11 protein-coding genes are annotated in these 13,772 nt (G+C 55.7%); 6 read left to right on the top strand and 5 right to left on the bottom strand.

Going from position 1 to position 13,772, the window contains the following annotated elements; all coding sequences use genetic code 11:
• Positions 1–86 precede the first annotated feature (86 nt).
• The 4 genes from ACT3UM_RS04830 (at position 87) to ACT3UM_RS04815 (ending at position 4,871) form a co-directional block, all read left to right on the top strand.
• Positions 87–1,439: an MFS transporter gene (locus ACT3UM_RS04830; protein WP_498896599.1), complete on the top strand. Its 1,353-nt coding sequence runs from the start codon at positions 87–89 to the stop codon at positions 1,437–1,439.
• A gap of 58 nt (positions 1,440–1,497) precedes the next feature.
• A complete protein-coding gene (locus tag ACT3UM_RS04825) occupies positions 1,498–2,013 on the top strand; it encodes a retropepsin-like aspartic protease family protein (RefSeq protein WP_498896597.1) in 516 nt (171 codons plus the stop codon).
• 483 nt (positions 2,014–2,496) lie between these two features.
• On the top strand, positions 2,497–3,255 hold the full coding sequence (locus ACT3UM_RS04820) for a winged helix-turn-helix domain-containing protein (protein ID WP_498896596.1): 759 nt from the start codon (positions 2,497–2,499) through the stop codon (positions 3,253–3,255).
• Between the two features lie 20 nt (positions 3,256–3,275).
• Positions 3,276–4,871, top strand: a complete 1,596-nt coding sequence (locus ACT3UM_RS04815) for an ATP-binding protein (RefSeq protein WP_498896594.1) — start codon at positions 3,276–3,278, stop codon at positions 4,869–4,871.
• On the opposite strand, the gene ACT3UM_RS04810 is transcribed toward ACT3UM_RS04815, so the two are convergent.
• Complete coding sequence (locus ACT3UM_RS04810) at positions 4,834–5,772, bottom strand: LysR family transcriptional regulator (RefSeq protein ID WP_498896592.1); 939 nt, start codon at positions 5,770–5,772, stop codon at positions 4,834–4,836. The genes ACT3UM_RS04815 and ACT3UM_RS04810 overlap by 38 nt on opposite strands.
• Positions 5,773–5,887: 115 nt before the next feature.
• On the opposite strand from ACT3UM_RS04810, the gene metE reads away from it, so the two are divergent.
• Complete coding sequence (metE, locus tag ACT3UM_RS04805) at positions 5,888–8,185, top strand: 5-methyltetrahydropteroyltriglutamate--homocysteine S-methyltransferase (protein WP_498896590.1); 2,298 nt, start codon at positions 5,888–5,890, stop codon at positions 8,183–8,185.
• A 67-nt stretch (positions 8,186–8,252) separates the two neighbouring features.
• Here metE and ppk1 read toward each other — a convergent pair whose 3' ends face one another.
• Positions 8,253–10,442: a polyphosphate kinase 1 gene (ppk1, locus tag ACT3UM_RS04800; RefSeq protein ID WP_498896588.1), complete on the bottom strand. Its 2,190-nt coding sequence runs from the start codon at positions 10,440–10,442 to the stop codon at positions 8,253–8,255.
• A 107-nt stretch (positions 10,443–10,549) separates the two neighbouring features.
• Positions 10,550–11,560, bottom strand: coding sequence for a porphobilinogen synthase (gene hemB / locus ACT3UM_RS04795; protein ID WP_498896587.1), 1,011 nt, complete (start codon positions 11,558–11,560; stop codon positions 10,550–10,552).
• A 200-nt stretch (positions 11,561–11,760) separates the two neighbouring features.
• Between hemB and elbB the strand changes: the two genes are divergently transcribed.
• On the top strand, positions 11,761–12,420 hold the full coding sequence (elbB, locus tag ACT3UM_RS04790; protein ID WP_498896585.1) for an isoprenoid biosynthesis glyoxalase ElbB: 660 nt from the start codon (positions 11,761–11,763) through the stop codon (positions 12,418–12,420).
• Between the two features lie 81 nt (positions 12,421–12,501).
• Here elbB and tatC read toward each other — a convergent pair whose 3' ends face one another.
• Positions 12,502–13,293, bottom strand: a complete 792-nt coding sequence (gene tatC / locus ACT3UM_RS04785; RefSeq protein WP_498896583.1) for a twin-arginine translocase subunit TatC — start codon at positions 13,291–13,293, stop codon at positions 12,502–12,504.
• Entirely contained in the window at positions 13,290–13,769 is a 480-nt protein-coding gene (gene tatB / locus ACT3UM_RS04780) for a Sec-independent protein translocase protein TatB (RefSeq protein ID WP_498896581.1), read from the bottom strand. Before tatB ends, tatC begins: the two co-directional genes overlap by 4 nt.
• Between the last annotated feature and the right edge of the window lie 3 nt (positions 13,770–13,772).

The raw sequence follows: 13,772 nt of genomic DNA, 5'->3' as shown, positions 1-13,772 counted from the left end.
TGTCACCTTTAATCTGCCAACGCAAGCCGTGGCGCCTTGGCGGTTTCATCTGCTAGCCTTACGGCTCCCCCTGTGAGAGAAAACTAATGCTGCCTGCTAACACTGTTAAGGCGCCGGATGGCTACGCATCGCGTCGAGAGATTTTCGGTTGGGCGATGTTTGATTTTGCCAACCAGGCCTACACGCTACTGATTATTACGGTGGTCTTTGGCGAGCTGTTTACTACCGTCATTGTGGGTGATAGGGGCGATAACTTCCGGCTTGCCAACTTCTTATGGAGTCTGGCCCTGGCGGTTAGTTATCTGATGGTGGTGATTACGGCACCGCTGTGCGGCGCGGTGATGGATTATCGAGCGGAGAAAAAGCGCTTTCTGCTCATCAGCTACCTTGCCACTGTGGTCACTACGGCGATGCTTTATTTTGTTGAACCGGGCTATGTCGTCATCGGGCTGTTACTGATTGTGCTGTCCAACTACGCTTATTCCATGGGGGAGTCGTTTATTGCCGCTTTTTTACCCGAGCTTGGGCCGCCGCAATCGTTGGGCAAAATTTCCGGCTTTGGCTGGGCGTTAGGCTATATTGGCGGGTTATTTGCGGCGGGCTTCACCCTGGTGGTGTTAGGCGAGGCCAGCGCGGAAAATTTTGAACGCATCCGTTGGGTGGGCCCCTTTGCTGCCGGTTTTTTCCTGATTACCGCTATTCCGACTTTTTTATGGCTGAAAGAGCGCGGTACGCCCCAGCCTCGTGGCGTTTCTTATCGGCATATTGCCATTAACCGTGTCACCACCACGCTTCACGAATTGCGCTATTTTAAAGACCTGACCGTATTTCTGATTTCGCTGCTGTTCTCGATGGCCGGGGTCTACATCATCATTGCGTTCGCCTTCATATATGGCGCTCAGGTGATTGGCTGGGATGAAAGCGTGCGCAATATCATGTTCATTATTGTCCAAATTACCGCTGCGGCAGGGGCCCTGGGATTTGGCTGGATACAGGATCAGCTAGGCGCCAAACGCACTTACCAAATGACCCTGGCGCTATGGGTGCTGGCGATTATTGCTATCTGGGCAACGCCTGAACTTACCCAGTGGATCAACGGCCGTTTTGACCTGCAGTGGCAGGCCCAGCACCTGTTTCTGGTGGTTGGCTGCCTGGCGGGCCTTAGCCTAGGCTCTAGCCAGTCGGCGAGCAGAGCGCTGGTGGGGTTGTTTTCGCCCTTGGCTAAATCAGCAGAATTTTTCGGTTTCTGGGGGTTGGCAAATAAGCTAGCGGGGGTATTGGGCATTGTCATGCTGGGTGTCCTGCAAACGCTGATTGGCTTGCAAGCGTCTATTCTACTCTGTGTGGCCCTGTTCGTTATCGCGATGCTGATTTGCGCCAGGGTCAACGAGCGCCGTGGCCGTGAGGCAGCGCTCGCCTGGGAAGCCAAACAGTCCTAAACAGCCATAAGGCTTGAAAGGGCGTCTGACCTCAGTGAGGTGGAGTATGGCAACGCACATGGCAAGTCAAACGACCCAGCGCGGTGGCATCGTTATGATGCTACTGTTTTGGGTACTGTTAATGGCGGTAGGTACTTGGTGGATTCACGGTGGCCTGGAAGAGATGATGCGGCCCAACGCGAATATTGTGCATACGCTGCCTGCGGGTGAGCCGGTTACCTTAAAGCGTAACCGTGCTGGGCATTATGAGGCGCCGGGGCGCATCAATGGTACGCCGGTGACCTTTTTGCTCGACACGGGTGCCACTTATGTGGCGGTACCGTCTGAGCTAGCCAACGAGCTCGGTTTGCAGCCTGGGCGTAGCGCTTGGTTTAATACCGCCAATGGCCGAGTTGAAGGCACTTTAACCGAACTGGATGAGATTTCCCTGGGCGGACTAAAAGTGCAGAATGTCCAGGGCTCAATTAGTCCCGGCATGGAGCGCGACACGGTACTTCTCGGCATGAGCTTTCTGAATTTATTGTCGATTGAAATACAGGCGGGCGAGATGGTGTTGAGCCTTCCCGAGCAGTGAGTTCAAGTGGTGAGTGTGGGATTGATAGTTGGCCGGAAGCTTAAGGCAAAAAAGGCAGACCTCTGAGGGTCTGCCTTTTTGGTATGCTTTAGTCATCGTTACTCAATCATACATTACTCAAGGGTGTCGTTTCCTTCACCGGGCGGCGCCTTATAATGCCCCGGGATTTTCAACTTTTCCCCATTGGGCAGGTCGCGCACTTGGGTTGGAACGTAAACACGTTTAATGACACTTTTCGTTTTGCTACTTCCCATAACAGGTTCCTCCTGTCAAATTGTCGACAGTTAGCGCTTTAACACTAGCTCCCGCAGGTGCGAGAATCAAGTGTTAGGGTGAACGTATCCATCAATAAGCGTGATTGTAACGACAGAAGCGGGTGTTTTGATGGTTTTGAGTTATCCTGAGTGTCAATAATGGGCGCCTGCGTTGATTTTGGGTGAGCGGGTGAAAATATAAACTGCCTAAGCGGAGTGCATAAAGAGGATGGTAGATCATTTGGAACAGCAATTTCAGGCGCTTGAATCGCAAGAGTCTGTAATGCCTGACTATCCCGATCAAGATCATGTCTTGATCATAGAGGACGATAAGCGTCTAGCCGAGCTTACCCGTGATTACTTGGAAGCAAACGGCTTCCAAGTAACTCTGGAAGCCGACGGGGCTAAAGGAGTCGATCGTATTTTAACCCTGCAGCCCGATCTGGTGATTTTAGACTTAATGCTGCCAGGGGAAGATGGCTTGGCGATTTGTCGCCGGGTTAGACCCAATTTTGCTGGCCCGATCATGATGCTGACAGCGCGCACCGATGACCTTGACCAGGTGTTGGGTCTTGAAATGGGCGCTGACGACTATGTGCCGAAACCGGTACAACCACGTGTGCTGTTGGCGCGTATGCGCGCACTACTGCGCCGCGCTGACGGGCCAGCCCCGGACGGCGAAATGCGGCTGCGCTTTGAAAATCTGGAAATTGATAACGCCACTCGTGAGGCCTGGTTGTCTGGCGAGCGTATCGACTTAACCAGCGCCGAGTTCGACCTGCTTTGGCTGCTGGGCCGCAACGCTGGCCGTGTGCTCACCCGTGAAGAGATATTTAGCGACTTACGAGGTATTAAGTATGACGGCCAAGACCGCTCTATTGATGTACGCGTATCGCGCATACGTCCTAAGATTGGCGATGATCCTAATCAGCCTCATCGGATCAAAACCGTGCGCAGTAAAGGTTATCTCTTCGTTAAGGACAGTTGATTATTCATAGGGACAGCATCATGCGGCGGGTGCTCAGTAACGGCTCTTTTTTACGCTTCTATGTGTTGCTGGGAATTGCGCTATTGGTGGTGTTTGCGATCGCGCTAGCGGGACGCTCCTTTATCGAACAGGTACGCCGCGAAGATTACCGTGAGCAGCTCGCCGCGCTACCCATGTCGCTGATGACGCAACAGCTCGCCGACGCGCCGCTAGAACAGCGTAATGCTTTGCTTGAACGTTTCTCACAGCAGTTGGGTGTGCAACTGACCTTGCAGCCCATCAACGAGGCGGCTTTGGACTATTTTGACCGATCTCGTTTGGAGCAGGGCAAAATACTGGTCGCCGAAAGCCCATGGCTATTGCAACAGCGTCTGCCCGGCGACACCTGGCTGCTGCAAGCGCGCCTGGATGACTGGAGCGAGCACCAGTGGTATGGCAGCATTGAGCTGCTGGGCGAGTGGCTCGCCGCAGCGCCCGCGCAAGCGCGAGACGACCGTATCGCTAAATTGCGCCCAGGAAGCTGGCCTTTGCAGCTTTTGTCATCGTTGCCTGCGGAGTTAACGGCGCAGCAGCAGGCCCAACTAGCCAACGGTAGCGTCATCACCCGGCTAGTGTCCGATAAGCTGTCGATTACCCTGCTCTATCAGTTACCCGGCGAGCCACAATGGCTGCAAGCAGGGCCTATATCCCGGGGTGACACCTTGCCGCTGAATTTGCACTTACCCCTTCTGGTGGGGCTGATGATCGTGCTCAGCCTAATTATCTATTTGATTATGCGTAGTATCGAAGCCCGCATGGCACGCTTGGAATTGGCCGCCACGCGGATCGCCAGTGGCCGCTTGGAAACCCGAGTGAAGGTCGAGAGCGGTGACTTTTTAGGCCGCTTGGGCATGGCGTTTAACGGTATGGCCAATCAGGTGCAAAGCCTGCTGCGCGGTCAGCAGGAGATGATCCGGGCGGTTTCCCACGAGCTACGCACCCCGGTAGCGCGCATCCGTTTTGCTGTGCAAATGGTTGAGGATATGACTGACCAGCCCGCCATCCGCCGCCAGCTTCAGGGCATTGATGCGGATATTGCTGAACTCGATGAACTGGTCGATGAAATCCTCACCTATGCCCGTCTGGGCGGAGAAACGGTTAACGGTGCCGAGCTTGAAACAGCCCTGGTGGAGTGTCGGGCCATGGCCGAACGGGTGATTGATACGCTGTCGCCGCTACACAGAGGTTTAGCGCTGGCGCTTGCCCCGAGCCCTGAAATCGAGCTGCTGGCAGAGCCGCGCTATCTTCAGCGCGCGGTACAGAATTTAGTCGGTAACGCCTGTCGCTATGCTAAATCTCAGGTGGTGATTCAACTCTGGGATGAGCCCAACCTAGTGCGTATCGATGTCGAGGATGATGGCCCGGGTATTCCGCCGGAAGCGCGGGGGGATATCTTCAAACCCTTTGCCCGATTGGACGATAGCCGTGCCCGTAGCTCCGGTGGCTATGGCTTAGGGCTTTCGATTGTGCAGAAAATCATGGCCGGGCATGGGGGAAGCGTCACTATCGATACCAGCCCGACCTTGGGCGGGGCGCGCTTTACGCTGCTGGTTCCGCGTCGCGATCCGCCGGTTTAACCCCGGTTAGCACTGCAAAGGAGGTTTCCCGCGCAGTGCGTAAGAAATCCTGCATCCACGGCGCTTCTCGGGTCTCTTCGCGAATCGCCGCATACAGCGTGCTCCATACCCCCTGCTCACCCAGTTTCACCGCACAGACGTAATCGCGCTCTAAATACTCGGTTAGCGCCCAGTTGGGCAGTGCGCAGACGCCGCGCCCGCTAGCTACCAGCTGCATCATCATGATCGTCAACTCGGCGGTGCGGATCTCCTTAGGCCGCACATTCGCTGGCTGCAAAAATTGGGTAAAAATATCCAGCCGCGACTGCTCGACGGGGTAGGTAATTAAGGTTTCATCGGCCAGCGCCTGGGGCTCTATAAAGCCTCTACCTGCAAAAGGGTGCTGGCGGGCGACGGCCAATAGCCCTTCATAGCGAAATAGCGGCGCGTAGTGAATACCTTCAAGGGGCTGGGGATCGGCGGTGATGACGAGATCTAGCTGCTCGCGGGCAAGCGCTGGAAGCGGGTCAAAATGGTGGCCGCTGGGAATATCGATTTCTACTTCTGGCCAGTGATCGCGAAAATAATCCACCGTCGGCATTAGCCACTGGAAACAGCTGTGGCACTCAATGGCCATATGCAAACGGCCCTGTTCCGTGCCTGCCAGGCGCGCCAAATCACGTTCCGCCTTGCGGACTTCCGGCATTACCTGATCGGCCAGGGCGAGCAGGCGCAGCCCCGCGCGGGTAAATTCCACCGGGCGGGTTTTGCGCACAAACAGCGCGCTGTTTACGCGGCTCTCAAGATCTTTGAGCTGGTGCGATAGCGCCGATTGGGTCAAATGCACGCGATCAGCGGCATCGACCAGAGAGCCGGTTTCGCGCAGCGCTAGCAGCGTGCGTAGATGTCGTAACTCAATCATGTAGTGGCTCAATCATTGTGAGTATTTTTCATCTTTACTATTAGAAACTTTAGTTTGATTCACTAAGGTGTAGTGCCCAGACTGTGTGAAATTATTCACGTTGGTAGGGTTCATCATGACAGTTTCTCATATTCTCGGCTATCCCCGCATCGGCGGCCAGCGCGAGCTTAAAAAGGCCACGGAAGCTTACTGGAAAGGCGAGTGCACGCGTAGCGAGCTGGAAAGCACCGGCCGCGCGTTGCGTTTACGCCACTGGCAGGCGCAGCAGGATGCCGGGTTGGATTTAGTGAGCGTGGGCGATTTCGCCTTTTACGATCAAGTGCTTAACATTTCAGTGGCGCTGGGGGCGGTGCCTGGCCGCTTTAACGCTCAAGCAGAGGTGGCTGACGGCGAGATCGACCTTGATACTACCTTTCGCATGGCCCGCGGTCGAGCGCCCAGCGGTGAGCCCGCCGCGGCGTGTGAAATGACCAAGTACTTCGATACCAACTACCACTACCTGGTCCCGGAACTGCACGCAGGGCAAACCTTTACCCTGGCGTCTAACCGTTTATTTGATGAAGTGGAGGAAGCGCTACGCGCAGGATTCACCCCTAAGGTAACGCTAACGGGGCCGCTAACCTGGTTATGGTTAGGCAAAACCAAGGGAGAGGACTTTGACCGCCTGACGCTGCTCGACAGCGTACTCAACGTGTATGGCGAAATATTGGCGCGGCTCGCCACCCAAGGCATCGAGTGGGTGCAGCTGGATGAGCCTGCGCTGGTGCAGGACTTGCCGCTGGCATGGCAGCAGGCCTATGAGCGCGCTTACCACCGTCTTCAGTCTGCGCCGCTAAAGCTATTGCTGGCTACTTACTTCGGGGGCTTGGGCGATAATCTCTCGCTGGCGACCCGCCTGCCTGTGGAGGGTCTACACATTGATGCCGTGCGCGCGCCGCAGCAGGTAGAAAGCGTGATTGACCGCCTTGGTCCGCACCAGGTGCTATCGGTGGGCTTTGTTGATGGTCGCAACATCTGGCGGGCCGATTTGGCCACCTTGCGCGAACGCCTGCTGCCGTTAAAAGTGCGCCTGGGCCAGCGGCTTTGGTTGGCTCCCAGCTGTTCGCTGCTGCATGTGCCGGTGGATTTAGCGCAGGAAAGCGATCTTGATGATGAGTTAATCAGCTGGCTGGCCTTTGCGCGGCAGAAGCTAGACGAGGTAGTGACCCTGGCGCGCTTGATCGATAACCGCGCCACACCTGCCGATGAGCAGCGTCTGGATCAGGCCACTCGGGCCTTGGATGCCCGACGCGAATCAAGCCGTATTCACCAATATGTGGTCAGCCAGCGCTTGGCAGCGGTTAGCCCCGCCGATAGCCAACGCCAGGCGCCTTATCCTGTCCGTGCTGAGGCTCAGCGGCGGGCGCTAAAGCTGCCGCTATTTCCCACCACCACGATTGGCTCTTTCCCGCAAACCGATGATATTCGTGCCGCCCGTCGCGCTTTTAAAACCGGCGAGCTAGCGCTAACCGACTACGAAGCCCGGATGCAGGCCGAGATCGCCTACGCCGTTGAGCGCCAGCAAGCTCTGGATATCGATGTGCCGGTGCACGGTGAAGCCGAACGTAACGACATGGTGGAGTACTTTGGTGAGCGGCTTGAAGGGTTTGCCTTTACTCGCTTTGGCTGGGTGCAGAGCTATGGTTCCCGTTGCGTTAAGCCGCCGGTGATTTTTGGTGATGTCTCTCGCCCTACGCCAATGACGGTACGCTGGAGCGAGTACGCCCAAACCCTGACCGACAAACCCATGAAGGGCATGCTGACCGGCCCGGTGACGATTCTGCAGTGGTCGTTTGTACGCGATGACCAGCCGCGGGAAACCACCTGCCGCCAGATTGCCTTGGCGCTACGCGATGAGGTGCTGGATCTGGAAAAAGCTGGGATCAAGATTATTCAAATAGACGAACCGGCGCTGCGGGAGGGATTGCCGCTGCGCCAGCATGAGTGGCAGTCGTACCTTGATTGGGCGGTGGAGAGCTTCCAGCTAAGCGCTGCGGGTGTTGGTGATGCCACTCAGATTCATACCCATATGTGCTACTCGGAGTTCAATGACATCATTGGCGCGATCGCAGCCCTTGATGCCGATGTGATTACCATTGAAACGTCGCGCTCGGATATGCACCTGTTGGATGCCTTTCAGGACTTCGCTTATCCCAACGAAATTGGCCCAGGGGTTTACGATATCCACACCCCCAATATTCCCGAGGTGAGCTGGATGGTTGAGTTGATGGAAAAAGCCCTGGAGAAGATCCCCGCCGAGCGGCTGTGGGTCAACCCTGACTGTGGGCTAAAAACCCGCAATTGGGCGGAAGTAGAGCCAGCGCTGGCCAATATGGCGAAAGCCGCCAAGGCACTCCGTCAGCGCTATGCTTGACTGAAAGTAAGGGGGCTTACTGGCTTGTTAAGCCCCCGATACCCACTCCTTGCTAGCTTTTCGAGGCCTAGCTTTTCGAGGCATAGGCATAGAGCAGGGTTTCCTGGGCACTGATTGCGTCGGCATCACCTGGGTCTTGTAGCTGGTAGCTGCCGTCGGTCTGGAGTATCCAGCTCTGGCAGTTATCCACCAAGTACGTCTCCAGGTCTTTACGCACCCGGGTGGCGAGCTTCTTATCCAGCAGCGGAAAGCAGGTCTCTACACGGTGGAACATATTGCGCGACATAAAGTCCGCGCTAGAACACCAGGTCTCCGACTTGCCGTCATTGTGGAAATGGAATACCCGGGTATGCTCCAGCAGCCGGCCAATAATCGAGCGCACGCGAATGTTGTCGGAAACCCCCGGCACGCCTGGTTTCAAACAGCACATACCGCGAATAATCAAATCACACTCGACCCCCGCCTGGGAGGCTCGGTAGAGTGCTTTGATAAGCTTGGGCTCGGTTAACGAGTTGCACTTAATAATGATATGCCCGCGCTTACCCTTGCGCGCTATCTGCGCCTCGCGCTCAATCATTGCCACTAGCCGCTCATGTAGCGTGAACGGCGCGTGCAATAGCGTGTCGATTTTGCGCGCACGGCCCATCCCCGATAGCTGCTGAAAGACTTTATGCACATCCGCACATAGCGCTTTGTTAGCAGTCAGTAGACTGTAATCGGTATATAGCTTGGCGGTCTTGGCGTGGTAGTTGCCGGTGCCCAGGTGGGCGTAGTAGCACAGTTCGCCCTTTTCACGCCGCACAATGTGCAGCATTTTGGCGTGGGTCTTGTAGGCCATAATACCGTAGACAACGATCGCCCCCGCTTCCTGCAAGCGTGAAGCCAGCTGCAGGTTGTCGGCCTCATCAAAGCGCGCGCGAAGCTCAATGACCACCGTGACTTCTTTCCCCTGGCTGGCCGCTTCTACCAGGGCATTAACAATAGCCGAGTCTGCACCTGTACGGTACAGGGTCTGCTTTACCGCCAGTACATGGGGGTCGCGTGCGGCTTCGCGCAGCAGATCTTCAATCGGTGTAAACGATTGGAAGGGGTGATGGAGCAGAATGTCGTTCTTGGCAATAGCATCAAACAGACTGCCCGCCTTAAGCGCTTTGGGAATGCTGGGGGTGAACGGCCGGTAGAGCAGTTCGGGGCGATCCACGTCGCCTAGCACCGACATCATGCGGGTTAGGTTGACCGGCCCTTTAACGCGATACAGATCACCGCTCTCGAGCTCAAATTGGCGCAGCAAAAAGTTGATTAAGTCATCCGGGCAGCTGTCGGCGACTTCCAGGCGCACGCCGCTGCCGTAGCGGCGTGCCAGCAGCTCACCGCGCAGCGCCGAGGCGAGATCCGAGACCTCCTCAGGGTCAACGCTCATATCCGCGTTGCGGGTCAGCCGGAATTGGTAGCAGCCGCGCACACTCATGCCGGGAAATAGCTCCTCGGCGTGGGCATGAATCATCGACGACAGAAAGACATACTCGGAAAAGCCCTCTTCGCATAGCTCTTTAGGCAGTGCCATCAGGCGCGGCAGCGAGCGCGGCGCGGGGAGAATCGCCATACCACCGGCACGACCAAAGGCATCCTTACCCTCCAGCTCGACAATAAAGTTAAGGCTTTTATTGACCAGGCGCGGGAAGGGGTGTGAGGGGTCAAGCCCGATAGGGCTGATAACCGGCATAATTTCATTATCGAAAAACGCCTTAACCCAGACTTTCTGCTCATCGGTCCACTGATCACGGCGCCGAAAACGCAGCCCATGGGTTTCCAGTGCGGGTAGCAAGGTGTCATTGAGTATCTGGTACTGACGGTCGATCTGCGTATGAGCAAGCTGCGATATCTCCGCCAGCACTGCTTTGGGCAGGCGGCCATCGGCGGCGGTGGTGTCGTCGCCCAGGGCAATTTGATGCTTCAAGCCCGCCACACGAATCTCAAAGAACTCGTCCATATTGGAGGAGAAAATCAGTAGAAACATCAGCCGGTTGAGCAGCGGATGGGCGTCGTCTAACGCCTGTTCCAGCACGCGGATATTGAATTGCAGATGCGATAGCTCGCGGTTGAAGTAGAGCTGGGTATCATCAAGATCGGTTTCAGGCTGTACTTCACGGGCTTGCACCCCTGTCGGGGTACGATTAATCCGTAGCGGCATATCGCCGTCGCTGCTGGTGTGATCAGTAGACGATAGTGGTAAAGAATCTGAAGCTTGCTCGTCCATAGTGGATCTCCCCGCGTTAATAGCTCGAAGGTATCATAGCCTGATACTGGTCTATCAGTGCAGTATGCGGGGAGAAGATGACAAACAGGTGTCACCTGGTTGTCATCTTAGCGTTGCTGAAGTAAACGCGCGGCGTCAAGGGCAAAGTAAGTCAGAATGCCATCCGCGCCTGCCCGCTTGAAGCACATCAACGACTCCAGTATCACCGGCTCCGCTTCCAGCCAGCCGTTGTCGAAGGCGGCGCGGTGCATGGCGTACTCGCCGCTGACTTGGTAAGCGAAGGTGGGCACCTGCAGTTCGCTTTTTACCCGGCGCACGATATCCAAGTAGGGCATGCCGGGCTTGACCATCACCATATCGGCGCCCTCGGCGATATCCATGGCCACTTCGTGGAGCGCTTCATCGCTGTTAGCGGGATCCATTTGATAGGTGCGCTTGTCCGCTTTGCCTAAGTTGGCAGCCGAGCCGACCGCATCGCGAAAAGGCCCGTAGTAGTGCGAGGCGTATTTGGCGCTGTAGGCCATAATACGCACGTTGTGTAGGTGCTCTTGCTCTAATACCTGGCGAATCGCGCCGATCCGGCCATCCATCATATCGGAAGGGGCGACCACGTCGGCACCGGCTTCGGCATGTGAAAGCGCCTGTTTAAGCAGCGTATCCACCGTGCGGTCATTCTGCACGTAGCCGTGTTCATCAAGGATACCGTCCTGCCCATGGCTGGTATAAGGGTCAAGCGCCACATCCGTGATAATACCCAAGTCGGGCAGCGCCTCTTTAAGGGCGCGTACGCTGCGCTGGACTAAACCGCTGGCGCTATAGGCCTCTTCGGCAAGCTCACTCTTGTGCTCGGGGCCAACCACAGGAAACAGTGCCAGCGCAGGGATGCCTAGTGCATACGCCTCGCGGGCTTGCTCGATCAAAAGGTCGATCGAGAGCCGCTCAACGCCGGGCATGGAGGCGACAGCCTCACGCTGATTTGTGCCTTCAAGCACAAATACCGGCAGAATCAAGTCTGATGGACTTAGGCTGTTCTCCTGCATCAACCGGCGTGAAAAATCATCGCGGCGCATACGGCGCATGCGCGTGGCGGGAAAATGGCGGGCAGTGGGTGTACTCAAGGTGTCTCTCCATTAGCAGTGGTAAAGATCAGGTAACGTGAACATTAAGGATCGTAAATAAACATGCCTGAAGGCCTGGAGGGAGTATATCAGCCATGCCTTGCGGCGAAAGCCGCCTTGTGACAACACGACAGAGTGTCTAAAGTGAGCGATTGCTTTGCTGTATTGCCTTCGGCAGACCCTGGGATAAGGAGATAGGCATGACCAAACAGGTGGCAGTGATTTTAGCCGGCTGCGGCGTTTACGATGGTTCGGAAATTTATGAGACCACGCTGACGCTGTTGCGCCTGGATCAGTTGGGGATCGATTACCGTTGCTTTGCCCCGGATATTGATCAGCACCATGTAGTTAACCACCTCACCCAAGAAGTCGTTGAGGGCGAGCAGCGTAACGTGCTGCTGGAGTCTGCCCGCCTGGCACGGGGTGACATTCTCCCATTGAACGAATTAGTGTCGGATGATTTTGATGCTGTCATTGTCCCCGGTGGTTTTGGCGTCGCCAAGAACCTGTCGGACTTTGCCAGTGCCGGTGACAATATGCAGGTGTTAGAGGCACTAAAAGAGGGGTTGATTGGCTTTCGACAAGAAAACAAGCCGATAGGTTTAATGTGTATTGCGCCTGTCATAGTGCCCCGCCTGTTCGATGATGGCATTGCGGTAACGGTGGGCAATGACCCGGCGGTCTCCGGGGCAATTAGCGCCATGGGGGGGCTGCACCGTACCTGTAGCGTAGAAGATATAGTGGTTGACCTTGAGCATCGTGTGGTCACTACGCCAGCCTATATGCTGGCAACGCGGATCAGTGAAGCCGCTACCGGTATTTTTAAGCTGGTAGATCGTATTGCAGAAATGATGGATTAAGCTCGACGCTGTGCTGATACAACAGCCGCCGCCATGGTAAATGGCGGCGGCTGTTAACTATCTGAGTACTGCCTCGAGCGCTTAGATATCTGCTTCCTGCTCTTCAGCAGCCTCTTTCTCCTCTTTACGCTTGCGCACTAGGCGACCAAACAATAGCCCGACTTCATAAAGCAAATACATCGGAATCGCCAGCAGACTCTGAGAAATCACATCCGGCGGGGTAAGCAGCATGCCGACAACAAAGCAGCCCAGCAGAATATAGGGGCGCTTTTTAGACAGACTCTCTACTGTGGTGGCGCCAGATAAAATAAGCAAAAAAGTCGCAATAGGGATTTCAAAGGCTACACCGAAGGCAAAAAACAGCTTCAGAACAAAGTTCAAATACTGGTTGATGTCGGTCATCACGGCGACATTTTCAGGTCCTGTTTGGGTAAAAAACTCAAACAGCAGCGGAAAAACCACGTAATAGGCAAACGCCGCGCCGCCGTAGAACAGCGCAATGCTTGAAACCAGAATCGGAATCGCCAGCGCTTTTTCATTGTCGTAAAGCCCTGGGGCGATAAAGGCCCAGGCTTGGTGCAGTACGAAGGGAATAGCGATAAACACCGCCACAACCAAGGTGAGCTTAAACGGCGCCAAGAACGGCGAAGCCACTTCCGTGGCGATCATCTGCGAGCCTTCAGGCAGAAGCGCCATTAACGGCTCGGCCACAAAGGTATAGATATCATTGGCAAAGGAGTAGAGGCCCAAAAAGACCACCAAAATCACGATCACGGCACGCATTAGCCGCGAGCGTAACTCGATCAGGTGCTCAATCAGGGGGGCTTGGCTCTGTTCTTCCCGCGGCTCCTTTGAATCGCCAGACATACTCATTGGTGATTACGATCCTTTTCAGATTCAGCCGTATTAGGTGCAGCCGATTCAGGTGTAGCCGTTTCAGCTTCAGCGTCGCGGGCGAGCTCCGCTGGGGTGGAAGAAGATGGAGGCGTTTCTTCACGCACCGTTTGCAGGGCGTCATCCAGCCGGGAACTGGCCTTGGCAACCCGCTGTTCAGTGTCGCTCTGCTTCGCTGGCGCAGCGTCTGAGGGCGTATCAGCAATGCTCTCTACATCCAGCTTGGCTTTCTTCAAGCTGTCATCGAGTTTCTGCTGCTGCTCGTTAAGCTTTTGACGTAGCTCTTCTGCTTCCAGCTGGGCGCTGATTTCACGCTGCATACCGGATACCGTACGCTTGATTTTGCCAATCCACATGCCCGCCGTTCGGGCCGCGCGGGGCAGGCGCTCGGGACCCAGCACCAACAGCCCGACGACGCCAATCAGCATCAGTTCAAGAAAACCGATATCCAGCATGGT

This window comes from Halomonas sp. AOP13-D3-9 (genome assembly GCF_052379125.1).
In the GTDB taxonomy this organism is placed as follows: Bacteria; Pseudomonadota; Gammaproteobacteria; order Pseudomonadales; family Halomonadaceae; genus Vreelandella.
The sequence above is the reverse complement of the archived record's forward strand: the minus strand, read 5'-3'. Positions and strand labels throughout refer to the sequence as shown.

Excerpts from the sequence above, each read along its gene's own strand:
- ACT3UM_RS04830 (WP_498896599.1), top strand. The coding sequence starts at position 87 with ATGCTGCCTGCTAACACTGTTAAGGCGCCGGATGGCTACGCATCGCGT.
- ACT3UM_RS04815 (WP_498896594.1), top strand. The coding sequence starts at position 3,276 with ATGCGGCGGGTGCTCAGTAACGGCTCTTTTTTACGCTTCTATGTGTTG.
- ACT3UM_RS04825 (WP_498896597.1), top strand. The coding sequence starts at position 1,498 with ATGGCAAGTCAAACGACCCAGCGCGGTGGCATCGTTATGATGCTACTG.
- ACT3UM_RS04810 (WP_498896592.1), bottom strand. The coding sequence starts at position 5,772 with ATGATTGAGTTACGACATCTACGCACGCTGCTAGCGCTGCGCGAAACC.
- tatB (WP_498896581.1), bottom strand. The coding sequence starts at position 13,769 with ATGCTGGATATCGGTTTTCTTGAACTGATGCTGATTGGCGTCGTCGGG.
- elbB (WP_498896585.1), top strand. The coding sequence starts at position 11,761 with ATGACCAAACAGGTGGCAGTGATTTTAGCCGGCTGCGGCGTTTACGAT.
- tatC (WP_498896583.1), bottom strand. The coding sequence starts at position 13,293 with ATGAGTATGTCTGGCGATTCAAAGGAGCCGCGGGAAGAACAGAGCCAA.
- metE (WP_498896590.1), top strand. The coding sequence starts at position 5,888 with ATGACAGTTTCTCATATTCTCGGCTATCCCCGCATCGGCGGCCAGCGC.
- ACT3UM_RS04820 (WP_498896596.1), top strand. The coding sequence starts at position 2,497 with ATGGTAGATCATTTGGAACAGCAATTTCAGGCGCTTGAATCGCAAGAG.
- ppk1 (WP_498896588.1), bottom strand. The coding sequence starts at position 10,442 with ATGGACGAGCAAGCTTCAGATTCTTTACCACTATCGTCTACTGATCAC.